The 22,737-nt window shown below is 72.1% G+C and carries 23 protein-coding genes; 11 read left to right on the top strand and 12 right to left on the bottom strand.

Going from position 1 to position 22,737, the window contains the following annotated elements; genetic code table 11:
* Positions 1 to 102 precede the first annotated feature (102 nt).
* Positions 103 to 1,425, top strand: coding sequence for a hypothetical protein (locus tag OG490_RS03100; protein WP_330294728.1), 1,323 nt, complete (start codon positions 103 to 105; stop codon positions 1,423 to 1,425).
* Between the two features lie 69 nt (positions 1,426 to 1,494).
* Here OG490_RS03100 and OG490_RS03095 read toward each other — a convergent pair whose 3' ends face one another.
* Positions 1,495 to 3,462, bottom strand: coding sequence for a transglycosylase domain-containing protein (locus OG490_RS03095; RefSeq protein WP_330294727.1), 1,968 nt, complete (start codon positions 3,460 to 3,462; stop codon positions 1,495 to 1,497).
* Between the two features lie 472 nt (positions 3,463 to 3,934).
* Here OG490_RS03095 and OG490_RS03090 point away from each other — a divergent pair, with 472 nt between their 5' ends.
* From OG490_RS03090 to OG490_RS03080, 3 genes are all read left to right on the top strand, one after another.
* Entirely contained in the window at positions 3,935 to 5,074 is a 1,140-nt protein-coding gene (locus OG490_RS03090) for an amidase domain-containing protein (RefSeq protein WP_330294726.1), read from the top strand.
* Between the two features lie 257 nt (positions 5,075 to 5,331).
* Positions 5,332 to 6,525 (top strand): serine hydrolase domain-containing protein, encoded by a 1,194-nt coding sequence (locus tag OG490_RS03085; protein ID WP_330294725.1) that lies wholly within the window; start codon positions 5,332 to 5,334, stop codon positions 6,523 to 6,525.
* 149 nt (positions 6,526 to 6,674) lie between these two features.
* Positions 6,675 to 7,121, top strand: a complete 447-nt coding sequence (locus tag OG490_RS03080) for a hypothetical protein (RefSeq protein ID WP_330294724.1) — start codon at positions 6,675 to 6,677, stop codon at positions 7,119 to 7,121.
* 38 nt (positions 7,122 to 7,159) lie between these two features.
* Here OG490_RS03080 and OG490_RS03075 read toward each other — a convergent pair whose 3' ends face one another.
* On the bottom strand, positions 7,160 to 7,504 hold the full coding sequence (locus OG490_RS03075; protein WP_330294723.1) for a peptidase inhibitor family I36 protein: 345 nt from the start codon (positions 7,502 to 7,504) through the stop codon (positions 7,160 to 7,162).
* A 94-nt stretch (positions 7,505 to 7,598) separates the two neighbouring features.
* On the bottom strand, positions 7,599 to 8,018 hold the full coding sequence (locus OG490_RS03070) for a nuclear transport factor 2 family protein (RefSeq protein ID WP_330294722.1): 420 nt from the start codon (positions 8,016 to 8,018) through the stop codon (positions 7,599 to 7,601).
* A gap of 116 nt (positions 8,019 to 8,134) precedes the next feature.
* Here OG490_RS03070 and OG490_RS03065 point away from each other — a divergent pair, with 116 nt between their 5' ends.
* Entirely contained in the window at positions 8,135 to 8,911 is a 777-nt protein-coding gene (locus tag OG490_RS03065) for a class I SAM-dependent methyltransferase (protein ID WP_330294721.1), read from the top strand.
* On the opposite strand, the gene OG490_RS03060 is transcribed toward OG490_RS03065, so the two are convergent.
* The gene (locus OG490_RS03060; protein ID WP_330294720.1) at positions 8,908 to 9,099 is read right to left on the bottom strand and encodes a hypothetical protein; all 192 of its coding nucleotides are present in this window, start codon (positions 9,097 to 9,099) and stop codon (positions 8,908 to 8,910) included. The two genes, OG490_RS03065 and OG490_RS03060, sit on opposite strands and share 4 nt — an antisense overlap.
* 499 nt (positions 9,100 to 9,598) lie before the next feature.
* Here OG490_RS03060 and OG490_RS03055 point away from each other — a divergent pair, with 499 nt between their 5' ends.
* Both OG490_RS03055 and OG490_RS03050 read left to right on the top strand, forming a co-directional pair.
* A complete protein-coding gene (locus OG490_RS03055; RefSeq protein ID WP_330294719.1) occupies positions 9,599 to 10,858 on the top strand; it encodes an FAD-dependent oxidoreductase in 1,260 nt (419 codons plus the stop codon).
* Positions 10,855 to 12,075, top strand: coding sequence for a cytochrome P450 family protein (locus OG490_RS03050; protein ID WP_330294718.1), 1,221 nt, complete (start codon positions 10,855 to 10,857; stop codon positions 12,073 to 12,075). The genes OG490_RS03055 and OG490_RS03050 overlap by 4 nt, the downstream gene beginning before the upstream one ends.
* A gap of 42 nt (positions 12,076 to 12,117) precedes the next feature.
* On the opposite strand, the gene OG490_RS03045 is transcribed toward OG490_RS03050, so the two are convergent.
* From OG490_RS03045 to OG490_RS03020, 6 genes are all read right to left on the bottom strand, one after another.
* Positions 12,118 to 13,230 (bottom strand): CobW family GTP-binding protein, encoded by a 1,113-nt coding sequence (locus OG490_RS03045; RefSeq protein WP_330300752.1) that lies wholly within the window; start codon positions 13,228 to 13,230, stop codon positions 12,118 to 12,120.
* Positions 13,231 to 13,256: 26 nt separating this feature from the next.
* Positions 13,257 to 13,370: a 50S ribosomal protein L31 gene (locus OG490_RS03040; RefSeq protein ID WP_330294717.1), complete on the bottom strand. Its 114-nt coding sequence runs from the start codon at positions 13,368 to 13,370 to the stop codon at positions 13,257 to 13,259.
* Between the two features lie 28 nt (positions 13,371 to 13,398).
* On the bottom strand, positions 13,399 to 13,563 hold the full coding sequence (rpmG, locus tag OG490_RS03035) for a 50S ribosomal protein L33 (protein WP_330294716.1): 165 nt from the start codon (positions 13,561 to 13,563) through the stop codon (positions 13,399 to 13,401).
* Positions 13,564 to 13,640: 77 nt separating this feature from the next.
* Positions 13,641 to 14,864: a cytochrome P450 gene (locus OG490_RS03030; protein ID WP_330294715.1), complete on the bottom strand. Its 1,224-nt coding sequence runs from the start codon at positions 14,862 to 14,864 to the stop codon at positions 13,641 to 13,643.
* 116 nt (positions 14,865 to 14,980) lie between these two features.
* Positions 14,981 to 16,009 (bottom strand): hypothetical protein, encoded by a 1,029-nt coding sequence (locus OG490_RS03025; protein ID WP_330294714.1) that lies wholly within the window; start codon positions 16,007 to 16,009, stop codon positions 14,981 to 14,983.
* A gap of 81 nt (positions 16,010 to 16,090) precedes the next feature.
* Complete coding sequence (locus OG490_RS03020) at positions 16,091 to 16,900, bottom strand: alpha/beta fold hydrolase (protein WP_330294713.1); 810 nt, start codon at positions 16,898 to 16,900, stop codon at positions 16,091 to 16,093.
* Between the two features lie 138 nt (positions 16,901 to 17,038).
* Between OG490_RS03020 and OG490_RS03015 the strand changes: the two genes are divergently transcribed.
* From OG490_RS03015 to OG490_RS03000, 4 genes are all read left to right on the top strand, one after another.
* Positions 17,039 to 17,683 (top strand): dihydrofolate reductase family protein, encoded by a 645-nt coding sequence (locus tag OG490_RS03015; RefSeq protein ID WP_330294712.1) that lies wholly within the window; start codon positions 17,039 to 17,041, stop codon positions 17,681 to 17,683.
* A gap of 64 nt (positions 17,684 to 17,747) precedes the next feature.
* On the top strand, positions 17,748 to 17,984 hold the full coding sequence (locus OG490_RS03010) for a hypothetical protein (protein WP_330294711.1): 237 nt from the start codon (positions 17,748 to 17,750) through the stop codon (positions 17,982 to 17,984).
* A 43-nt stretch (positions 17,985 to 18,027) separates the two neighbouring features.
* Positions 18,028 to 19,536, top strand: a complete 1,509-nt coding sequence (locus OG490_RS03005; RefSeq protein WP_330294710.1) for a bifunctional phosphatase PAP2/diacylglycerol kinase family protein — start codon at positions 18,028 to 18,030, stop codon at positions 19,534 to 19,536.
* Between the two features lie 95 nt (positions 19,537 to 19,631).
* Entirely contained in the window at positions 19,632 to 20,135 is a 504-nt protein-coding gene (locus OG490_RS03000) for a GNAT family N-acetyltransferase (RefSeq protein WP_330294709.1), read from the top strand.
* 22 nt (positions 20,136 to 20,157) lie between these two features.
* Here the strand turns inward: OG490_RS03000 and OG490_RS02995 are convergent, their stop codons facing one another.
* On the bottom strand, positions 20,158 to 21,417 hold the full coding sequence (locus OG490_RS02995) for a lipase family protein (protein ID WP_330294708.1): 1,260 nt from the start codon (positions 21,415 to 21,417) through the stop codon (positions 20,158 to 20,160).
* Between the two features lie 138 nt (positions 21,418 to 21,555).
* Positions 21,556 to 22,722: a copper resistance D family protein gene (locus OG490_RS02990; protein ID WP_330294707.1), complete on the bottom strand. Its 1,167-nt coding sequence runs from the start codon at positions 22,720 to 22,722 to the stop codon at positions 21,556 to 21,558.
* Between the last annotated feature and the right edge of the window lie 15 nt (positions 22,723 to 22,737).

Below are 22,737 nucleotides of genomic sequence, written 5' to 3'. Positions count from 1 at the left end.
CGGGTGCAGGAGGATTGCCGACAAGTTCTATATTCGTATGAACCATCCATGCCGGCCAGGCTGCGGTGATCAGGGGGACGACAGCTATGGGGGACGACTGCGATGGCTGACACCGACGCCGCTCCAGGTGCCCGGGAAGAGTCCCGGAACACCCGCAAGGTGCGCAGGCGGGCGCAGAACCGCAAGCGCCTGGGCATAGCCATGGCCGTGATATCCCTGGCCGGGGCCGCCACGGCGGCTTACGCGTTCACGGTGCGAGGCTCCTCGGGGACCACCGGGAGCGACGCGAAGCTCGCGGCCGCGGGCGGTACGGCCGACGGGGCCGCCGCCGCGAAGGGCGCGGAGCCGCCCTGGGACGGCAAGGTCAAGGTGCTGGGGGACGGCTCCACCTCCTACACCGGGCCGCAGCCCGGACAGCTCAAGCCCGAGCGGCTGAAGCCGGGCGAGAAGCCGCCGCAGTTCGTGGTGTTCTCCTGGGACGGCGCACTGGAAGGCGATGACCACCTCTTCTCGCACTTCCGTCAGGTGGCCAAGGAGAACAAGGCCCACATGACCTTCTTCCTCACGGGCATCTACCTGCTGCCGGAGAACAAGAAGATGCTCTACAACCCGCCCCAGCACAGCCAGGGCTCGGCCGCCATCTCCTACCCGACCGTCCCGCACGTGAAGTCCACGCTGGAGCAGCTGCGCGGCGCCTGGAGCGACGGCAACGAGATCGGTTCGCACTTCAACGGGCACTTCTGCGGGCCCAAGGGCGGCGGCGACTGGAGCCCCGCCGAGTGGAAGAGCGAGATAGACCAGACGTACTCCTTCATGAAGGAGTGGAAGACCAATACCGGTTTCGCCCAGGAGGCGCCGCTGCCCTTCGACCCGGACCGGGAAGTGGTCGGCGGCCGCGCGCCCTGCCTGGAGGGCCAGAAGAACCTCCTGCCCGCGATCAAGCCGTACGGCTGGCGCTACGACGCGAGTTCCGCGGGAGACTTCCAGATGTGGCCGTCCAAGCAGGCGGACATATGGAACTTCCCGCTCCAACTCGTCCCTTTCCAGGGCAAAGAGCTCCAGGTCCTCTCCATGGACTTCAACTTCCTTTACAATCAGTCGGGCGACAGCACGCAGGGCGACCCCTCGAAGTTCGCGGCGTGGCGGGCACAGACCCGGGGCTCGTACATGAACGGCTTCAACCGTGTCTACAACGGAAGCCGCGCGCCCATGTTCATCGGCAACCACTTCGAGGACTGGAACGGTGGCATCTACATGAAGGCCATCGAAGACGTGATGAAGGACGTCTGCCCGCGCGAGGACGTCCGCTGTGTCTCGTTCAAGGAGCTGGCGGACTGGATGGATGCCCAGGACCCCAAGGTCCTGGCGCAGCTGCGGCTGCTCGACCCGGCGCAGGCGCCGGACTGGACCACGCTGATCAAGTAGTCGGGCTCGCCGGAGGCGCCGGGGCGCCGCGACGTCGGGTCGGGCTCGCCGGGGCGTCTTCGCCCCGGCCTACTTCACTGCCTTGATGTAGCCGGCCCACAGCCGCACCGCCCGCTCGCTGGCGGGCGTTGCCGGGGCGTCGCCGCCCAGCCCCGTCAGCGGCAGCGGGACCAGGTCGGTCAGCGCCATCCGGTAGACCACCACGGCCGTCGATTCGCTCTCGGTGTTGGCCACGAACCAGCCCGCCGTGTTCGCGGGGGTCGTTCCCGTCTTGCCCGCCGCACCGGGATGCGCCTTGCCCGCCGTCTTCGCCGATCCCCCGGTGACGGCCTCCTGCATGGCGTCCGTCACCGCGCGGGCGGTCTTGGCCGTCAGGGCCCGGACCGGCTTCGGCACGCTGATCGGCACGGCCGTGCCGTTGCGGGTGATCGAGCGGACCGAGAAGGGATCGGTGTGCATCCCGTCGTTGGCGAAGGTCTCGTAGGCGCCGGCCATCCGGATCGCGCTGGGCGTCGAGTTCTCCCCGAGCGCGAACTGGGGGATCCGCGGTCCGAGGCTCGGTCCGAGCAGACCCACGCGCTCGGCGAAGGAGTCCACCCGGTCGAGGCCCACGTCGAGGCCGAGCTGGAGCATGGGGGTGTTGATGGAGTCGGAGACGGCCTGGCGCAGGGTCACCCGGCCCCAGCTGCGGTCGCCGTCGTTCTGCCCCTTCACCACCTTGCCGTTGCGGTCCCAGTACGGGCCCTCGGGCGTCTGCACGGTGACCTGGTCGTTGCCGTCGTACGTGGTGGAGGGGGAGACGGTCGTACGGTCCTTGCCGCGCGTGCGCAGTACCCCTTCCTCGAGCGCCGCGGCGTAGACGATCGGGGTGAACGCCGTGCCCACCGGAATGGTCGTCGCGTTCGACTCGTTGAAGCCCTGCTTGCGGTAGTCGGGGCCCCCGTACACGGCGAGCAGCCGGCCGTCCGGGGCGACGCTCGCCGCACCGATCTTCACGTTCTTGTCGGTGTTGGGGCGGCGATCGGCGTCGAAGCCCTTCTGCGTCTCCTGCACGGCAGCGGTCAGGGCGGCCATGCGCGACCTGTCGAAGGTCGTGTAGATCTGGTAGCCGCCGAGGTCGAAGTCGGCGTCCCGGATGTGGCCGGCCTTGACCGCGTACGCCTTGGCCAGTTCGACCAGGTACCCCTCCTGGGGGTCGGCGGTGCCGGGGACGGACTGGACCGAGGGCTCGGGGAAGGTCGTGTACGTGGCGCGCTCGGCGCGCGAGAGGTTGCCGGTCGCGACCATGCGGTCGAGGATCCAGTTCCACCGTTCGACGGCCCGGGCGTGGTTCTCCGGGCTGATGGCGGGGTCGTAGAGACCGGCGCCCTTGAGGAGCGAGGCCAGGAAGGCGCCCTCGCTGGCATTGAGCTGCGAGACGTCCTTGCCGTAGTACGCCTGGGACGCGCGCTGGATGCCGTAGGTGCCGCGGCCGAACCAGCTGGTGTTCAGGTAGTCCTGCAGGATCTGCTTCTTGGGCCTCTGGTTGTCCAGCTTCACCGCGAGCAGGAGCTCGGTGAACTTCCGGGAGAAGGTCCGGTCCTGGTTCAGATAGGCGTTCTTCACGTACTGCTGCGTGATGGTGGACCCGCCCTGGGTCTCACCTCCCGTCACCGTGGCGCGCACGGCCCGCAGGACGCCGGAGGGCGAGACGCCGGGGTCGGAGTAGAAGCTCGCGTTCTCGGCCGAGAGCACGGCGCCCTGGACCTTCGTGGGCACCTTGTCGAGCGGCATCTCCTGCCGACTGACCCAGCCCGTCCGCGCCATCGTGGAACCGTCGGCCCAGTAGTAGACGTTGTCCTGTTGTGTGGCGAAATGGTTGAGGTCGTCGGGTACGTCGGTGGTCGCGTACGCGATGGTGAGGAAGCAGCCCAGGCCTATGAACACGTAGACGCAGGCGCCCAGCCACTGGCGCCAGGAGGGTATCCAGCGGCGCCAGCCGCTGCGGCCCGGCCTCGGGTACTCGGGGCGCAGGCGCCGCAGCTGCGTGCGCGCCACGGCAGCGGCCGGTGCGAGGGCATCGAGGCGACCGGGCCGGCGGAGGCGGTCGAGGCGGAGAAACCCGCCGAGGCGGGCCAGGCGTCCGGCGCCCGCGCGGGGTCGTCGGCGCGCCCCGGGCTTGCCCCGGAGGCCCGTCGTCGCCCCGTCGCCGCGCTGCGGAGCAGCCCGCCTGCCTCGCGATCGCCCCGTTGGGGCCGAGTCCTGCCCGTCCACTCCGAATGCCCCCTGTGCTGTGCTTGTCGCCGCCCAGACTAGATGTACATGCTGTGGGGCCGTCCAGCAGGTGGCAGGTGTCACCTGCTGGACAGCAGGGTCTGCGGTGATCAAGCGGAGGCGGGAAGCCCGGCGTGCGGGGCGACTCCCGTCAGGCGGCCGAGGATGGAACCGGAACGCAACCAAATGCTCGCCCAGTTGTGCGAAAATTCCCTCTCCCGGTTTATGTGGACCGGGTGAAAAAGGGGAAAACAGAGTGATACCCAAGAGGTTCAGGCCTGCCGCCATAGCGGCCCTGACCGTGGCCCTGGTGTCCGGCAGCATGCTCGCCTACTCCGCGTCCGCGGTAAGCGGGCCCAAAGCAGCCGACCGTGCCACCGCCGACACCTTCGCCCGCATCGCCGACGACGTCCTCTCCCAGCGCACGCAGGCGCTGGTCGAGGACAAGGCAGGGAGCCACGGCTCCGGCAAGCCCGGCACGAAGACCCGTCTGTCCGCCAAGCTGAAGAAGGACGAGGACACCGCTCTCCAGTCGCTGCGGGCACGCAAGACGCGACTGGCGGAACTCGGCGAGGCCTACACGGGCGCCGACACCCGCGTGGTCGTGGACCGTGCCACGATCACCGGCGGGAAGGCGACCGTCCAGGTCACCGAGCAGACCACGCTCACCTACAAGAAGGTGCGCGGGGACGAGCCGGCGACCACCGATATCGGGACGAAGTACGAGCTGACCCTCACCAGCAAGAAGGGCGGCAACTGGGAACTGGCCTCGATCAAGTCCCAGGACAGCGGCCCCGTCGCGGTCAACGAGCCCCTGGCCGCCAAGGTGAACGTCGTCACGGACGACGGCAACCAGTACCCGCAGGGCACGCCCGCGTCCACCAAGTACCCCGCCACGGCGAACCCCAAGGTGAAGACGGGCGGTGCGTACGACTACACCGCCATGGCGAAGTACGCCGAGAAGTACTGGAGCAACTACAACCCGGCGTACCGGAAGTTCAGCGGGAACGGCGGCGACTGCACCAACTTCATCAGCCAGTCGCTGAAGGCCGGCGGCTGGAAGAACGTGTCGGGCACCACGTACGACTACCGCAACTGGTGGTACGACGGCGCCCTGCAGACCGACTCGTGGGTCGGTGCGAACGAGTGGTCGTGGTTCACGCTGTCCAACCAGCGGGCCACCAACCTTGCCAACGTCTACCAGGCGGACATCGGTGACGTCCTGCAGGTGGACTTCAACAAGGACGGGTCCAAGGACCACTCGATGATGGTGACGTACCGCAGCGCCGCCGGAATGCCGTACGTGACGTACCACTCCACCAACACGTACCGCAAGTCGCTCGCGAGCCTGATCGCTTCCTACCCGGACGCGATCTACTACGCGTACCGCACCTGACAGACGCCGTTCGGCTCCTCCTGCCGCGGCACCCCCGTGGCAGGAGGAGCCGACGGCGGAGCACGTCACCTCGTGACCGACGTCACGCCCCGGGGGCGTCCGCCGGGCCTTCGTAGACGAGAAGGACATGTACATCTGACCGGGCTCGGGGGCCGGACGGGCCACAGCCGACCAACGTACGGACGTGTCGGCGCCGGAGCCGGTACGGCTCCTGCCATGGTGGGCCACCGCGCTCCGTCTCCCCGGGAGGTACCTCCGTGTCCCCACGCACGTCCGGCCGCACCGGCAGGATCCGCTCGTCGCTGCGCCTCGCCGCGGCCGCCGCCGTCTGCAGTGCCGTGCTCGGCGCCTCGGTGCAGCCCGCACAGGCCGGAGCGGACCGGAACCCGCCGCCCGGGACCGGGCTCCACCAGGAGCTGCGGGAGCTGGTGACGAGGCCCGACGGGCCCCCCGGAGCCATCGCCGTCCTGCGCGACGGCGACCACACGGAGGTCTACCGGGCGGGCACGGCCGACGTGGAGAGCGGCCGGCCGCCCAGGGCGACCGACCACATGCGCATCGCCAGCGTCGCCAAGGCCTTCACCGGGGCGGTGGCCCTGGGGCTCGTCGACCGCGGCCGGCTGCACCTGGACGACACGATCGGCGAGGTGCTGCCCGGTCAGCCCGCCGCGTGGCACCGCGTGACCCTGCGCCAACTGCTCCATCACACCAGTGGGTTGCCGGACTATTCGGCTTCCCAGGGGTTCATCGACATCATCTCCGAGGACCCCCGGCATCGCTTCGACTCCCGGCACCTGCTGGAGTTCGTCGCCGACGAGGACCTCGAGTTCCGGCCGGGCAGCCGCTACCAGTACTCCAACTCCGACAACATCGCCGTCGCCCTCATGGCCGAGGCCGCCACCGGACGCCGCTACGAGTCACTGCTGCGCGAGCTCGTGTACGAGCCGCTGGGCATGGACGCCACGAGCCTGCCGCAGGGATACCGGCTGCCCGTGCCCTTCCTCCACGGCTACCAGATCGATCCCGAGGACGGGCCCGTCGACGTCAGTGAGGCCTTCGGCGCCTCCGGGGCCTGGGCGGCCGGGGGCATCGTCTCCACGCCGAAGGACCTGACCGCGTTCATCCGGGGCTACGCGGGCGGGGCGCTCGTCTCGGAACGCCTCCGGCGCCAGCAGTTCACCTTCATCCCCGGCGCCCTGTCCCAGCCCCCCGGCCCGGGTCGCACCGAGGCGGGCCTGGCGATCTACCGCTACACCACGCGCTGCGGAACGGTGTACGGCCACACCGGGAACACGGCCGGCTATACGCAGCTGGTGGCGGCCACGGCCGACGGCCGGCGCTCGCTGACCTTCTCGATCACCACGCAGACGTCCCTCACCAACAACCCCGACCTGCTCGCGCGGGTCCGGGACATCCAGGAGGACTTCGTCTGCGCCCTGCTGCGCAAGTGATCCCGGCCCGCTCCCAGCGGGTGCGAGGTCCCCGCGAAGGGGGCAAGCTGGGTGAGGTGGCGGACAGGCCGGCAGGGTGGCGAGGAAGGCTCTTCGTGAACGTTTCAGCAGCTGGCCGACCCGCACGCGCATCCCGGTGCAGGATGCGGATGACCACCCTGCTGTGCACGGCCGCGGCCATGGCGGCCGCCGTGATCCCCGCCTCCGCGCACACCGGCGCAGCGCCGTCGGCCCGGATCCTGGATCCACGGGCTCCCGGTCCAGTGGTGGTCGTCGACTGCTTCTCCCAGGCCCGGATGCGCCCGGAGGAGTACCTCCTGGCCTGCGGGGACGGCAACAACCGCCTCGTCGCACTGCACTGGGACAGCTGGGGCACGAGGACCGCTACGGCCACCGGCACCGACATGGTGAACGACTGCCGCCCCTACTGCGCGGCCGGCCGTTTTCGCGCCTACCCCGTAACGGTGACCCTGAGCAATCCGGAGACCTGGCCCGACCACCCCGATCTCCTGCGCTTCACGACGATCCGGCTCCTGTACACCGACACCGCACCGGACCCGGTCCCGAAGGACGTGACCTACAAGCTCGTGTACTGAGCGCCGTGCGGGCCCGACGCGGCCGGACGCGCAGGCAGTCAGCAGTTGTTGCCGACCGCGTCGATCTTCCCGCCGAAGCGCCCCTGGTAGTTGGAGGCGTAGTCGCCGACCCGGACCGGGCGGCAGTCCTTGTGGGTCGCCCAGTCGATGAAGGCACCGGTCCTATTGGCCCGGAACGAGCCGACGTGGTCCACGAACGAGGCGGGCAGGTCCACGTAACCGCCGCGCCATACGTACACGTCGCCGGTGCCGTCCTGGAAGCGCCACAGGCAGATGGCGTTGCTCGGGCACGAGGGCAGGGCTTGCGCCGCCGTGGGGGAGCCGAAGGCGGCCACGGCGACCGTTCCGGCGACGAGCAGGGTGCGCAGGGTACGTGCCCTCATGTGCCTCTCCTTCGAGCGGAGTCGTTGCTCCCATCCTCCTCGCACACGCGCGGCTGTGGGAAGACGGCCTCGCCGCCCGGGTCCCCGGGCGCCTTCACTCGGTCGCGGTGTCGCCGTGCCGGTGTGCGACCCTCCATTCGCCGTCCTCGCGGCGGTACACCTGGGTGGCCCGCAGCGTGTACGTGCGCGGCTGCCCGTCCACGGAGGTGGAGGTGTGTTCGAAGCCCGCCGTGTAGGCCATGTCGCCCACCACGTCGTACGCCTGCACTTCGAACGCGTACGAGGTGCAGTCGGAGAAGCTCTTGCCGAGTGCGGTGAAGAGCTTGTCGAGTTCCTGCTGGCCGGTGGCGTTGCGCCACGCGCCCAGTACGCTCACGGGCTCGTTCCGTGACCAGAGGGCCCGGCGGGGCGCAGGGTTGCCGTTGTGCAGCGCGAGCTCGGCCTCGTACAGGGCGGTCTTCACCCAGGTCAGGAAGGTGTCGCGGTCGCTCGTGTGTTCGTCGTCGCGGTTCATGATGCGTCAAGGACACACCCTCCGGTGGGTCCCTGGAAGGAGGCGCGCCCTGAGCGGCAACGCAGGTGGCATGCTCGGAGCAGACGGACGGTCAGTTCTTCCCAGGGGAGGCCGACGTGGCCCTGCTTCCAGACATCACTGCTTTCTACGGCGCCGGTGACGAGGCCGCCCGTCTCACTTCGGGGCGAACGATCGGGACCCTCGAGCTGGTCCGGACCCAGGAGCTGCTGCGCCGTCACCTTCCGGCCCCGCCCGCGGACATCCTGGACGTCGGCGGCGGCCCCGGTGTGCACGCCCGGTGGCTCACGGACGACGGCTACCGGGTCACCGTCGTCGACCCGGTGGAGCAGCACGTCCGCCAAGCCCGCGACCACGGGCTGACGGCCTTCGTCGGGGATGCTCGCCAACTGGACCAGGAAGACGCGTCGTTCGACGCGGTGCTGCTGCTCGGCCCCCTCTACCACCTGCCCGATTCCCCGGAACGGGCACGGGCTTGGCGGGAGGCGCGTCGAACCGTCAGGCCCGGCGGCCTGGTGGCCGCGGCCGCGCTCAACCGTTTCGCCAGACTGCTGGACCCGGGCGCGGGCAGCGCGTTGGACGTCGCGGAGACCGGGCTGCGCACCCGCCGCAACGGCCCCACGACCTACTACCACGGGCTCGCGGAGCTGCGCGAAGAAGCCCGGGAGGCGGGCCTGACCAACCCGGCCGTCCACGGGGTACAGGGCCCTGCCTACGCGGCGCTGAAGGCTCAGGAGCGTCACACCGGGATGCGGGACCTCGGGCCGCAGGCACTCGAAGGGGCCCTCGCCGTGGCACGCTTCGCCGACAGCCGACCCGAACTCGCCCTGACCAGCATGCATCTGCTCGCCCTCGCCTGCCGGACCCCGGCCTAGGCGCAAGCAGTGCCGATGCCGGGCCGCCACAGGGCGCGGAAGATCTCGTCGACCTGCTCCGGTGTGCTCTGCGGACTCTCGGTGAGCCACCACTCCACGAGGGCGACCTGGGCGGCGACCAGGCAACGGGCGACCGCCTCCCGCGGGATGCCGCCGTCGCCCGGGGGAGGGAGGTCGCCGCGCACCACGTCGACCAGCAGGTTCTCGATGTGCGCGCGTACCGGCCGCAGGCCCCGCCCTCATCGCCCCCGCCGCCCAGCCCGTCCCCATCCGGGTAGGGGGCCGCACCATCGTCCCCCTCGTGGAGGCGGTGGGCCTCGCGCTGCCCGCCCGCGCCACCTATCCGCTGGCGGGTCCCGAGGAGCTGCGGGACCTCCTCGATGCCGAGGGGGACGGATACGGCGACCCGTCCCGCAGCCATCTGCGCATGGCCTCCCAGGGGTTCGCCATCCTCGGAGCCAGCCGCGTCATCCTGGTCGACACCTGCCTCGGCGGCCCGAAACCCGACCGGCCCCGCCCGCGGGCCGCACGGCGGATACCTGCGCACCGTCGACGACGGGTGGGGACTGACGGCGGCACCCTGACGAACGGCGGACGCGGCTGCCGCGACCGGCGCCCCCGGTGGGGTATACGTCGGGGTAGGTGCCGGACGGGGCGTACCCGACGCCGGCGGAGGGAGTGGTCGCCGTGGAGCGTACGGCCTGCTGTGTCGTGGGAGGCGGGCCCGCCGGGATGGTGCTGGCCCTGCTGCTGGCGCGGGCCGGGGTGGAGGTCACCGTGCTGGAGAAACACGGGGACTTCCTCCGCGACTTCCGCGGCGACACCGTCCACCCGTCCACCCTGTCGCTGCTGGACGACATCGGCCTCGCCGAGCGGTTCGCCCGGCTGCCGCAGCGGCGGGTCACCTCGGTGCAGCTGCCCATCGGACCCGACCGCTCCCTCATCACGGTCGGGAACATCGCGGCGCTGCACGGCAAGTACAACTACATCGCGATGGTGCCGCAGTGGGACCTGCTCGACCTGCTCGCCGACGAAGCGCGCAAAGAGCCTTCCTTCCGGCTGCGCATGAACACCGAGGCGACGTCCTTCCTGATGGAACGGGGCCGGGTCGCGGGCGTGCGGTACCGCACCGCGGACGGCGCCACCGGTGAGCTCAGGGCCACGCTGACCGTGGCCTGCGACGGCCGCGGATCCTTCGCCAGGGTGCTGCCCGAGCTCGGCCTGGAGAGCTTCCCGTGCCCGATGGACGCCTGGTGGTTCCGGCTACCGCGCCACGAGGACGACCCCAGCGGGCTCGTAGGAGGTCTGGGCGAACGGTTCTTCAGCGCGCTCATCGACCGCGGCGACTACTGGCAGATCGCGGGGCTCATCCCCAAGGGAACCGATGCCGAGCGCCGCGCCGAGGGCCTGGACCGGTTCATGGCCCAATTCACGCAGGCCGTCCCGTGGCTGGCCGACCGGGCGCACTCGGTCACCTCCTGGGACGAGGTCAAACTGCTCGACGTACGGCTGGACCGGCTGCGGCGCTGGCACCGGCCGGGTCTGCTGTGCATCGGCGACGCCGCCCACGCCATGTCGCCGGTCTTCGGCATCGGCATCAACCTCGCCGTACAGGACGCCGTGGCCGCGGCCCGCCACCTCGTGGAACCCCTGCGCGCGGGAAGCGTGGGGCTCCGCGACGTACGCGGCGTACAGCGCCGCCGCATGCCCACGACACTGGCGACCCAGGGGCTGCAACGCCTGGCCCACGCCCAGGTCATCGAGCCCCTGCTGGCCGGGCGCGTCGCGTTCGGCCACCCGCGGCGGGCGAAGCGGCTGACGGAGCTCGTCACCGACTCGCGGTGGCTGAACCGGGTGCCGGCCTACTTCATCGGCTACGGGGCCCTGCGCGAGCGGCCGCCCAAGGAATCGCTCCGCAGCCGCTCCGCCGTCCGGGAGGCGCCATGAGCCAGGAGCCGGTCCTCCTCCCTTACGCCGACCCGGCCTTCGTCGCGGACCCGTTCCCGCTGTACCGGCGGCTGCGCGAGGACGGCCCGGTCCGACGGGTCGTCATCGCGGGCGGCCTCGAGGCCTGGCTCGTCACCCGCTACGAGGACGGGCTCGCGGCCCTGTCCGACTCCCGGCTCAGCAGCGACGTGCGCGACGCCTCCGACACCCGGCTCCTGCGGCAGCTGCCCGACCCGGAGCACGAGGCGATGCTCGGCAACATGCTGCACAGCGATCCGCCCGACCACACGCGCCTGCGCCGCCTGGTCTCCAAGGCGTTCACCGCCCACCGCGTGGCCGACATGGGGCCGCGGATCCAGGCCGTCACCGACCGGCTGCTGGACGCGGTCGTGGCGGACGGGAGCGCCGACCTCGTCGCGGACTTCGCCCTGCCGCTCCCGGTCACGGTGATCGGCGAACTGCTCGGGGTGCCGGTGGACGAGCGGCACGAGTTCCAGCACTGGACCGACCGCATGATGACGCGGGGCGCGGAGCCGCCGGACCCCGCCGTGGTGAACGAGGCGTGGCAGCACATGCGCGCGTACGTCACCGAACTGATCCGCAGCAAGCGGGCGGACCCCGGCGAGGACCTGCTCAGCGCCCTCGTCGCCGCCCGGGACGAGGAACAGCGGCTGACCGAGGACGAGCTCGCCGCCATGGTGTTCCTGCTGCTGGCCGCCGGCTACATCACCACGGTCAATCTCATCGGCGGCGGCCTCGCCATGCTGCTCGCCCACCCCGACCAGCTCGACCTGCTGCGCCGGGATCCCGGCCTGTTGCCGGGCGCGATCGAGGAGTTCCTCCGCTACGACGGCCCGGTCAGCCCCGGCATCGCCCGTTTCGCGCGCGAGGACCTGGAGATCGCGGGCGTGCGCATCCCGCGCGGCGCGACCGTGCTGATCGGCTCGGCCGTCGCCGACCGGGACCCGGAGCGGTTCCCGGACCCCGACCGCCTGGACATCACCCGGCCCGACAACGCCCACTTGGCGTTCGGGCACGGCCTCCACTACTGCCTGGGCGCTCCGCTGGCCCGCCTGGAAGGCCGGATCGCCATCGGCACCGCCCTGCGGCGCCTGCCCGGCCTCGCCCTCGCGGTACCCCCGGCGGAGATCCCCTGGCGCCCCGGCGGCCTGCGCGGCCCCCTGGCCCTGCCGGTGACGTTCGCCCCGGGCGGTTGAGCCCCGGGCGGTTGAGTCCGGGGCGGTGAACGGTGCGGAGGGTCAGGAGACGGAGTCGAGCAAGGGGGCGAACACCGCGGGGAGTCGTCTCCATCCTTCCCGCCCGGCCGAGTATTCGGCGTCGGTCAGGAGGCATGAGTCCAGGAGCCGCTCGGTGCCTTCGCGGTCGAGGTCCGGGGAGGTGAAGACCAGGTGCTGGCAGCAATCGCCGTGCTCGGGGTCCCAGTCGAGGGCGGCCGCGGCCCGCCGCGGGGCGGGGACCAGCTCCCAGGCGGCGTCGGGGAGCGAGGCGAGCCAGGGGCCGTGGTTCTGCACGCACAGCGCGCCGCCGGCCGCGTCCCAGGCGAGCAGCGTGTCGGGGCGGTCGGCGAGCCAGAACCGGCCGCGGCTGCGGGCCGCTGCGCAGGCCAGGTCCTCCAGGGCCGCGTAGAGCCGCTCGGGGTGGAACGGGCGGCGGCGCCGCCAGACGAGAGTGGCCACTCCGGCCTCGTCGGCCTCCTGGGGGAGGCGCGCGCAGGCGGGGTGCTGGGCCGCGGCGGCCGCCTCCACGTCGAAGCCGGCGAAGGCGAGCCGGGTCAGCTCGCTGGAGCCGGTGGGCACCTTGCGTGCCGTCGGGTGCAGCTGGGCGAGCAGGGCGCGGTCCCCGTCGCCGGTCTCCTCGGTGTCGGCGATCGCGAGGACCGGCGCGTATTCGAGCTGACGGGCCCAGGTGTCCCCGACGGTGCGCCGGTCGGTGGCCGCCGCGGCGAGTCCGGCCTCGGCGAGGTCGTCGCCGTTGCCGAGGCAGGGCAGGACCAGCGAGGGGTCGACGGCGGTGATCACGTTGGTGAGTTCCAGCAGGTCACCGGCGTGGGCGGCCACGACTTCGGCCATGGCCCTGGGCTCGACCGAGTCCCAGAGCTCCACGACGGCCAGCCGGGTCAGCCCGCTCGCGGCCAGCCGCTCCAGCTCCGGGACGAGGTCCTCGCGCAGTGCGCAGCAGGCACAGTCGTTGACCAGCGGGGTTTCGTCGGCGGACACCTCACCTCCGGAATCGCGCAGGGTGCGAAGGACGTTGCCGTCGGCGGCCGAGGACAGGTCGTGGTGCAGGGCGACGCTCCCCGGCACCGAGCGCAGCAGGTGTTCGACGGTCTCCTTGCGCGCGTCGGCGTGCATCCCGCCGACGATCACGACGGGGAGGGTCACTTGTGTCCTCCGTAGCGGCGTTCGAAGCGCTCGACGCGTCCCGCGGTGTCGAGGACGCGCGCGGTGCCGGTGACGACGGGGCCGTAGGCGGGGTGGATTCCAGGTTTCATCGGGTGGCTCCTTCCGGGGGAGTGGGGGTCAGCGTTCTTCGCGGAAGTCGACGTGCCGGCGGACGACCGGGTCGTACTTGCGCAGCACCATCCGGTCGGGGTCGTTCCGCCGGTTCTTGCGGGTGACGTAGGTGTGGCCGGTGCCGGCGGTGGAGCGGAGCTTGATGATCGGGCGTACTTCGTTGCGTGCCATGGCCCCAGTATATGGGAATGGCAATCGTTTTCAATAACTGCTCGCAGAGACGCCGGGCACGGCGAGGGGCCGGGCGTCTACCAGGTCGTGTGCAGGGTCTGCGGCGAGCGGTGGATCAGGGTGGGGCGCATGGCGGGCGGGGGGCCGTCCGGGTCGAGGCGCAGGCCCGGCAGGCGGTCGGTGAACACCTCGAGGGTGATGCGCAGCTGTTCGCGGGCCAGGTGCGAGCCGGGGCAGCCGTGGGGTCCGTGGCCGAAGGCGAGGTGGCGGCGGTGTTCGGGGCGGCTGATGTCGAACCGGTCGGCCCGTTCGTACCGGTCCTCGTCGCGGTTGGCCGAACCGTAGGCGACCAGCACCGAGGCGCCGGCCGGAAGCTTCGTCCCGGCGAGCGTCACCGGACGCGTGGTGGTGCGGTGGAAGGCCTGGACGGCCGAGTCGTAGCGCGCGGCCTCTTCCACCGCGGCGGGGATCAGGGCCGGGTCGGCGCAGAGCGCCTCCCACTGGGACCGGTCGCGCAGCAGATGCAGCAGAGTGCTGCCGATCAGCGCGCTCGTGGTGAGGAATCCGGCGATCAGCAGGTTCTGGAGGCCGGCCACCAGCTCGTGGCGCTGTTCCAGGGTGAGCTCGCCCTCGCCGGGTGCGAGGGCTGCCACCATGGCCGAGCACAGGTCGCCCCGGGGCGAGGCGCGCCGGTCGCGGAGGTATCCGTCCAGCAGGTGCTGGAGCGCGACCACGTCCTCGGCCGCCGCCACCTGTTCCTGGGGCGACATCGGCCTGAAGAACAGCTCTTCGGCCCGGTACCCGCCGCGCACCGCGGCGGGCACGTCCGCCGGGTCCAGGCCGATGAGCCGCCCGACCACCTGCCCGGGCAGCCGCCGGGCGTACGCCGCCATCAGCTCCGAGGAACCGTCCGCCGCGATGCCGTCCACCAGCTCGCGCGCGCACTCCCGGGCGTACGGCAGCACGGCCGCCACGCGCGGGACGGACAGTCCCTGGTTCAGTACGCCCCGGTGGCGCCGGTGCTCCGCGCCGTCCGAGGTGACGACGGTGGGGCGCGGGCCGAAGCCCCGGGGCAGCACGCCCAGGGCCGCTTCCGAGAGGGCGATGTCCGGGGTGAGCGAGTTGACGGAGGAGAAGTCCTCGGCCCGTACCAGCACCTCCCGTACGTCCTGGTCCCGGGCCACCAGCCACGCGTCGAACTCCGGTACGTACGTCAGGCCTTCGGCCCGACGGGCGCGGGCGTAGAGCGGGTACGGGTCGAGGTACAGCTCATCGCGCCTCGCCTGGTCGTCAGACGTCACAGGGGCCTCCGGACCGCGGTCGCAGGGGACGCGGGGGAGGCCCCGCGCCGGTGAACTCCGGTGCCGGGCCATGATGCCCGAGCCCCGCGCCGCCGGGTAGTGCGCGGTGCGGGGCCTCAGGGGGTGTCTGTTGCCGCTCCGAACGACTCGAGGGCCCCGGTCAGGGTGTTGAGGGTCTCCTCCGCGAGGGCGCGCAGGAAGGCGGAACACACCCACGCGTCCAGGGGCTCGTCCTCGCCCTCCGGCTCCTCCGCGTCGCCCCACCCTTGGTCCTCGGCGAACTCCGCGCGGCCGCCCGGGCTGCGCAGGAGGTAGCCGACCTGGCTCAGGTGGTCCACGTCGCCCGTGTCGGGATGCTCGCCGGGGCCGTGAGTGCACGGGTCGTCGCGCAGCGACGGAACGGCGGCCCGGACCCCCTCGATCATCGCGTCCAGAACCGAGCGCTCGGTGATCCTCTCGGACGCCGCGTACCAGCACGTCGCGTTCATGGTGACGAGGTAGCCGGCCAACACCCCGCGGGTCGGATACGCGGGCAGGCAGGCGGCCTCGTCGGCCAGCGCCTCGGCCGGATCGCAGTAGGGGTAGTCGTTCACGATCCCCGAGAGGTCGCTCATGCGGCTGTGGTGGTCCTCGGGCGCTCCCGCCGGGATGCGGCGCACGGTGAACGGGGCCAGCACGTCCGCGGCGAGCCGGGCCCAACCCGCCACGTTCGCCGGGCACAGCACCCGCCCGGTGTCGGCGGAGTCGCCGCCCTGCACGGTCGGTTCGCCGGTCAGCAGCCCGTTGTCGCCCGCCCAGACCTCGTCCCCGTACGGGTCCATCTCGGTCTCGTACGGGTGGTCCTCGTGCGTGCAGGAGCGGTCGCCCAGTGCCTTCGCCGCGGCGCGCAGGGCATCGAAGGAGGCCCGCTCGGCCGCCCGGCCCGGACGCCAGGCGAGGTAGTCCGACATCGAGAGGAGCCCGGACACCCACACATGGGCCAGCTCCCCACCGGGGTCGGCGGCGAGGCGGCGGGCGCACTCCAGGGCTACGGGATCCGCCTCGTCCACGGGGGACGCGCAGTGGATGTGCTTCCAGGCATCGGCGAGCCGGTCGGTCGTCAGGTCGGTCATCGGGTCGGTCATCAGTTCGGTCTTATCGATCACGAAGTGCAGGACGGTTACGGCCTTCCTGATGGTTCCCGGGTTCGGCCTCGGCCGCCTCGGCTACTGGGCGCTGACCGACTGTCAGGGTGCCGCCGGGTTCGTCGTCGACTGGACCGCATGGCGCTCGACGCGCGCGAGCCACTCGAGGAGGAGGGCGCGCAGGAGTTCCGGTTGCTCGTGGGGAAGGGCGTGCCCCGCGTCGTCGACGACGGCGAGCGAGACGTGCGGGTAGTGGTCGAGGAGGTCGCCGGCCGCGGCATGTCCGACCGTCGAGTCCAGCCGCCCCGCCACGACCGCGGTCGGTCCCGGGTACGGCGGCGCGTGCACGGGGGTGAGCGCCCACCGCTGCCCGATGCGCTCGAGCGCCGGCTCGTCGACGAGGGCCGCGGCCGGAGCGACGTAGCGCTCGTACCGGTCGAGCATCTCCGGGGTCTGGATCACGAAGTAGCTCCGGAAGACCTCGTCACCGATCGCACCCGATCCGGCGACGACCCGGTGCTCCGGTACATCACGCAGTGCCGGCAGCAACGGGCAGACGAGCGCCAGACCGGCGACCTCCCGCGGGCGCCGCGCGGCCATCGCCTGCGCGTAGTACGCGCCTGCCGAGTGACCGATGAGGAGGTGGGGGGTCCCGCCGGTGGCCTCGGCCGCGAAGGCGAGCAGCGTGTCGAGGACGTCGTCGGCGCTGCGGAGGGTTACGGGGGCCTTGGTCCGGCCCATTCCGGGGAGATCGGGGTAGATCCGCCGCAGCCCGGCCACGCCTTCGAGGGCCGGCTCGAAGCAGGCCTCGGCCTCGCGGTGGTCGACACCGGCGCCGTGGAGGACCAGCACGGGTCGACCGGTCCCGTGCTCCACGTAGTGCACTGCCACCCGGCCCACGCGGATCTCCATCCCCGCAGGCTAGGCCCGCGGGCGCGCCGAGGCCACGGGCGGGGCCGAACGGAGCCGGACGCCGTCGTGGCGATGAGTTCGGCGGCGCCCACGGGTCTACCTTCCGACGGGGGCAACCAGAGACATCGGGAGTACGCCATGGGCCTCATCCACATCGAGATGTTCGCAACCCTGGACCTCGTCGGGCAGGCGCCCGGCGGGCCCGACGAGGACCCGGCGGGGTTCCCGTTCGGCGGCTGGCAGGCGCCGCTGCTGGACGAGGTGTCCGGGGCGCAGGTCGCCGCCGCGTACGAGGGCACGGACGCCCTCCTGCTCGGCAGGCGGACCTACGACCTCTTCGCCGCCTACTGGCCCCACCAGGAGGGCGGTGAGGACAACGAGATCGCCACCCTGTTCAACAGCGTCCCGAAGTACGTGGCCTCCCGCGGCAGGCCCGAGCTCTCGTGGGCGGGGTCCGCACAGCTGGGCCCGGACCTGCCCGCCGCGGTGCGCGAGATCCGCGACCGGCACGAGCACGTGAAGGTCGTCGGGAGCCTGAACCTGGTGCAGACCCTGCTGCGCGAGAAGCTCTTCGACCGTCTTGACCTCTGGGTGCACCCGATCGTGCTCGGCGTCGGGAAGAAGGTGTTCGACGGCGGCGAGGTGCCCACGAACGTCACCCTCCTCGAACCGCCGGCAGCCGGCCCGAAGGGCACCGTGTACCTGCGCTACGGGCTCGCCGACGGCACACCCGGCACGGGCGACATGAGCGCACCCGGTCGCGGTGTCGGGCCCGACGCCTGAGCGGGGCTGCCCCGACCGGCCCGGAGCGGGCAGACTGGGTACGTGTGAGTGGAGGCGAGCTCCCATGACCGAAGGCGCGATTCCCTACGTTTCCGCGGCGCGGGTCACCGTACTCGGGGTGCACGGCGGCGATCCGCCGTTCCGCATCGTCGAGATCGACGGCCAGTTCGCCGGCACCGCCAGGTCCATGACGGACGTGGTGGTGACCGCGGCGACCGGCGGCATCGTGATCCACGACCTGGACGACCCGGGCGAGGTCTGCTGGGTCGGCGGAGGGAAGTTCCGCTGGACCGCGCACTGACCGCGCAGTGATACGCCGCCGCCCGATCGGGTAGACGGTTCCCATGGCGAATCGAGCAGCGCACACGCAGACCCCGCTGACCTGGCACGGTGCGGCGGCCCAGTGGGACCGCCGCATGTTCGACGCGGTGGCCCGGCGGCACTGGCACGGGGCCGACCGGGTCCTGCCGGGGCTCGGGCGCGCCGCGAACCACGGGATGCTGTGGGCCGGGGCCGCCGCGGCGATCGCCGTCATCGGATCGGCCCGGTCCCGCAAGGCCGCCGTGCGGGGTGCCGCCTCGCTGGCGGTGGCCTCCGCGACCATCAACACCGTCGGCAAATGGTCCGTGCGAAGGCCGCGGCCGCTGCTGGACGGCGTACCGGTGGTGCGGCAGCAGGCGACGCAGCCGCAGACGACCTCGTTCCCGTCCGGGCACGCGGCATCGGCCTTCGCCTTCACCGCCGGGGTGGCACTGGAGTCCCCGGGCTGGGGCGCCGCGTTGGTCCCGGTGGCCGCGTCGGTGGCCTTCTCCCGGGTGTACACCGGGGTGCACTACCCCTCAGACGTGCTCGCGGGCGCCGCCCTGGGAGTGGCCGCAGGGTTCGTCGTACGCCGCCTCGCGCGCGATGCGCAACAGGTCCGGGCCGTGCCGGGCGGCGAGCGGGCCGCCGCCGGGGCGCCCGCGCTGCCCGACGGGACCGGACTCGCGGTGGTGGTCAACACCGGGTCGGGTACGGCCGCGGACGCGGGGCTCGACGTACTGCGCGCCCGGCTGCCCGGGGCCGAGGTGATCGAATGCGAGGGCGGGGACCTGCCCGCGCAACTGGCGGAGGCCGCTTCGCGGGCGACCGTGCTCGGGGTCTGCGGCGGCGACGGCACGGTCAATGCCGCCGCTACCGCCGCGCTGCGCGCCGGGGTGCCGCTGGCGGTGTTTCCGGGCGGCACCCTCAACCACTTCGCCCTGGACCTCGGCCTGGCCGGAGTCGAGGACACCTGCCGCGCCGTGGCCCAAGGCCACGCCGTCCACATCGCGGTGGGCCGCTTCAGCCCGGGTCCGCGGGGGGCGTCCGGGGCCGGGGGGTCCGGCTACTTCCTGAACAACTTCAGCATCGGCGCCTACCCGGAGCTGCTGCGCCACCGCCTGCGCTGGGCCCCGCGGATCGGCGGCGGCCCCGCGGCGGTCCTGGCGGCCTGGAAGGTGCTGAGGGCCGAGCGGCCCGTGCGGCTGAGGCTGGCCGGGAGGCCCCGTAGCGTCTGGCTCCTCTTCGCGGGCAACGGTACGTACCACGGCACCGGCCCCACCCCCCGCCGCCGGGACACCCTCGGCGAAGGCCTCCTCGACGTCCGCCTCGTCCACGGCGGCGGCCGCCCGGGCCCGCGCCTGCTGGCCGCCGCCTTCACGGGGCCCCTGACCCGCTCCCCGGTCCACGTCGCGACCCGGCTGCGCAGCCTGCGCATCGGGGACATCCCGGAGGGCACTCCGATCGCCTACGACGGCGAGTACGCGAAGGCCCCCTCCGCCCTGGTCCTCGACGAGCTCCCCGACGCCCTCACCGTCTACCGCCCGCGTTGACATACGGCACCGGGGTTTCCGAGGATCATGGTCGAGACGGGGTCCGACGGAGAGCAGGGGCTCCGACGCCCCTGGACAGTGAGGAGTGACCGGCAGTGATCACCACGGAGCGACTGAGGCTGCGCCCGCTCACCGAGGCCGACACCGACTGGTGGGTGCGCCTGCACGCCGACGCCGAGGTCAACCGCTTCGTCGGCGGCTACACCCGGGAGCAGGCCGCGGCGCGCCTGCACGCCATCGAGCAGCAGTGGACGCAGCGCGGCCACGGCCTGTGCGCCGTCGAGCTGCGGAGCACCGGCGAGGCCATCGGGCGCAGCGGTCTGAACTGGTGGGAGGAGTTCGGCGAGACCGAGATCGGCTGGACCCTGGCGAGCCCGTACTGGGGCCGGGGCTACGCCACGGAGGCGGCCCGGGCGGTCCTCGACTGGGGCTTCGGTCCCCTGGGGCTCAAGCAGATCACCGCCATGATCCACCCGGACAACACCGCCTCGGCGGCCGTCGCCCGGCGCCTCGGATTCACGTTCTTGCGCGAGGACACCGTCATCGGCCGCCCCTGCGTGGTCCACGCCCTGACCCGGGACGACGCCGCCTTCCGCTGAGACGTCGGGGGATCCGTGCCGTTCAGAACGTGCAGCTCGCGGTGAGCGGCGTACCGGCGCGCCGGGCGTCCATCCAGGCGACCGCATCGTCCAGCGGGCCGTCGCTGATCGTGTGCCCCTGGTCGGCGTAGTACTTGAACTCCAGGTTCACGCCCTTGTCGCACAGTTCCCCGGCGAGCGTCCGGTTGAGGTTGCTCAGCACGTCGTTGCCGCCCTGCGGCAGCAGCACCGGGACCTTGGTGGTGGCCCCGTCGCTCGCACTGGCCTTGAGCGCGGCGTTGAGGGGTTCCAGATCGGCGCCGGGGCGCAGGATGTCCGGCGCGGGCGGGAGCACGGTGTCGCCGACGACGCAGGGTTCGGTCCAGATGCGGTCCGCGGCGGCCAGCCCCTCGGGGGTGAGGAGTTCGGCGGGTTTGACCGCGGGATCGGCTGCTGCGGCCCCGTCGATGAGCATCAGCAGCATTCCGGCGTAAGGAGTGGCCACCTCGCTCTGCTGGGAGAACAGGGCGGGCATCCACTCGAATCCGACCGCCGGCGCGTTGGCGACCACGCCCTTGAGGTCGATTTCGGGAGCGTACGCGGAGGCGTGGTGCGCGCTCCACAGTGCCGCGTGCCCGCCCTGCGAACCGCCGTAGACGAGGGTGGTCGCGCCCGCGCCCGGGTCGATCCCGCGAGCGGCACGGATGATGTCGAGGGTGGCGTACGCGGCGGACTTGCCGTTGAGGTAGGGGTGTCTGACCCCGGTCACCCCCAGGCCGATGTAGTCGGGCTGCACGACGGTGAATCCGCGCGCGAGGAGCTTGCCGACCGGACTGGTGTCCTGCAGCCCGGCGAAGGCCGGCATGCGGGACGGGCCGCATTTCGAGCCGATGCCCATCGTGCCGTGGTCCACCGCCGCGACGGGCCGTCCCCCGGTGGGAGCGGGGCCGTCCGGAACGCTCACCAGCCCGCTCGCGGCCACCGGCTTGCCGTTGGTTCCGGTGCTCAGGTACATCACCAGGAACGTGTGCGACGGCAGTGTCAGCGTCGACTCCGGCGGCGCGTAGGGGCGTTGGCGGATCACGGTGCCGGGTTTGCCCCGGGGCAGCGGGTTGGGCGGGTCGTAGAAGGCGTCGCCCTCGGGTACGGACGTGGCCGAGGCCCGCTCCTCCGGGGCCCGGTCGTGGCCGTCCGCGCTGCACCCCGACAGCGCCAGCACCGCGACGGTCGCACAGGCGAGGGCGCGCAGGGACGCCCGGAGTGGAGCCGTAGGTGGGCGGGCGCTCGCTGGGAGGATGCTCATCGCGTAACAGTCGCGCGGTGTACGGCAGTTGTCGAGCCGGACGGCCCGCTCCGGTTCCATGCGCGAAACGCTGGAAGGCGCGGCCCCGTCGTCGAAGACGGGGCCGCGCCGGTCGTTCACTGCGAGGTCGGGCCGGGGTCAGGCCGAGGCCGGGACCGCGCGCCGGGCGAGGGCGTCGGAGGTCCGCACGGTGACGTAGAGGGAGGCGACCAGGGTGAGGACCAGCAGCGCGCCCACGGCGAAGATGCTGCCGCTCGAGACGGCGGCCGGACTGCCGGCCTCGGAGCGGGCGGAGCCGCTGAGGAAGGGGACCACTGCCAGGACGGCGATTCCGAGGACGACCTCGCCCCAGACCACCTTGGGGAAGTGGTGCAGGGTCAGGTGCAGGAGGGAGGAGGTGTCGTCCTCCTCGCGGGCCTTGGCGATGCGGGGCATCAGCCAGAACTGGTTGACCGCTCCGGCCGCCATCATGCCCAGAACCAGCAGGATCTTGATGAGCACGAAGAGCCCGTAGGTCGTGGTCCAGAGCTGGCTGATGGAGCCGACGTGCTTCCAGCTCATCCACAGGCCGGAAGTCAGTACGGCGCCGACGCTCACGAGCGCTACGAGGGCGAAGCGGCGCCAGATGTCCGCCCACAGCAGGCCCGCACCCTCGCCCAGTCGGCCGCGGGAGGTGGCGAGGACGGCCAGGAAGGCCAGACCGCCGACCCAGACCACGCCGCTGATGATGTGCGTCTGGCCGAACACCAGGTCCAGCACCTTGTCCGAGTCCTTCGGCTTGGTGGCCGGCACTGCCCCGATGAGGGTGATGGCGAGGCTCAGGGGCAGTGCGGTCAGGGCGAGGGCGTCGAGGCGCCGGCGCGCCGCCGGAAGGAAGAGGGAGATCAAGGTGGCGGCGGTGATGACCAGTACGACGTTCTGAACGATGTAGATCGTCCCCTGGGCGATCCAGGCGCCCTTGGCCGCCGGCGCCTGGAGGAAGTCCCAGATTCGCGCGGGCGAGAGGGCGTCGCCGAAGGGCATGCCCTTGCCCGCCCGGGCCAGCCGGGCGGCGAGCTGGAAGTAGCCCGCGACGAGCAGAACGACTCCGGCCCAGGCCAGGTGCCCTGCCGTTCTTCGTCTCATGACATCCGCGTTGCCGCCTTGGCTCTCCGCTGCGCGGAGTGCGGGGCGTACCGACGACGCGTAGGTGACCGTGGCGCCGATGGCCGCGGACAGGCCCACGAAGTATCCGGCCTTGGTGAGGATGCGCCAGAGCGGAGGCGTGGTGTAGCCGGCCGAGGCGGCCAGATGTATGAGCTGCATTAGGGCAGGCTAACC

The sequence above is a fragment of the Streptomyces sp. NBC_00503 genome (assembly GCF_036346895.1).
In the GTDB taxonomy this organism is placed as follows: domain Bacteria; phylum Actinomycetota; class Actinomycetes; order Streptomycetales; family Streptomycetaceae; genus Streptomyces.
The sequence above is the reverse complement of the archived record's forward strand: the minus strand, read 5'-3'. Positions and strand labels throughout refer to the sequence as shown.

Coding starts and splice junctions, on each gene's coding strand:
- OG490_RS03020 (WP_330294713.1), bottom strand. CDS start 16,900: ATGGAGATCCGCGTGGGCCGGGTGGCAGTGCACTACGTGGAGCACGGG.
- OG490_RS03010 (WP_330294711.1), top strand. CDS start 17,748: ATGACCGAAGGCGCGATTCCCTACGTTTCCGCGGCGCGGGTCACCGTA.
- OG490_RS02990 (WP_330294707.1), bottom strand. CDS start 22,722: ATGCAGCTCATACATCTGGCCGCCTCGGCCGGCTACACCACGCCTCCG.
- OG490_RS03050 (WP_330294718.1), top strand. CDS start 10,855: ATGAGCCAGGAGCCGGTCCTCCTCCCTTACGCCGACCCGGCCTTCGTC.
- OG490_RS03070 (WP_330294722.1), bottom strand. CDS start 8,018: ATGAACCGCGACGACGAACACACGAGCGACCGCGACACCTTCCTGACC.
- OG490_RS03040 (WP_330294717.1), bottom strand. CDS start 13,370: ATGAAACCTGGAATCCACCCCGCCTACGGCCCCGTCGTCACCGGCACC.
- OG490_RS03075 (WP_330294723.1), bottom strand. CDS start 7,504: ATGAGGGCACGTACCCTGCGCACCCTGCTCGTCGCCGGAACGGTCGCC.
- OG490_RS03045 (WP_330300752.1), bottom strand. CDS start 13,230: ATGCACGCCGACGCGCGCAAGGAGACCGTCGAACACCTGCTGCGCTCG.
- OG490_RS02995 (WP_330294708.1), bottom strand. CDS start 21,417: ATGAGCATCCTCCCAGCGAGCGCCCGCCCACCTACGGCTCCACTCCGG.
- OG490_RS03100 (WP_330294728.1), top strand. CDS start 103: ATGGCTGACACCGACGCCGCTCCAGGTGCCCGGGAAGAGTCCCGGAAC.
- OG490_RS03005 (WP_330294710.1), top strand. CDS start 18,028: ATGGCGAATCGAGCAGCGCACACGCAGACCCCGCTGACCTGGCACGGT.
- OG490_RS03015 (WP_330294712.1), top strand. CDS start 17,039: ATGGGCCTCATCCACATCGAGATGTTCGCAACCCTGGACCTCGTCGGG.
- rpmG (WP_330294716.1), bottom strand. CDS start 13,563: ATGGCACGCAACGAAGTACGCCCGATCATCAAGCTCCGCTCCACCGCC.
- OG490_RS03080 (WP_330294724.1), top strand. CDS start 6,675: ATGACCACCCTGCTGTGCACGGCCGCGGCCATGGCGGCCGCCGTGATC.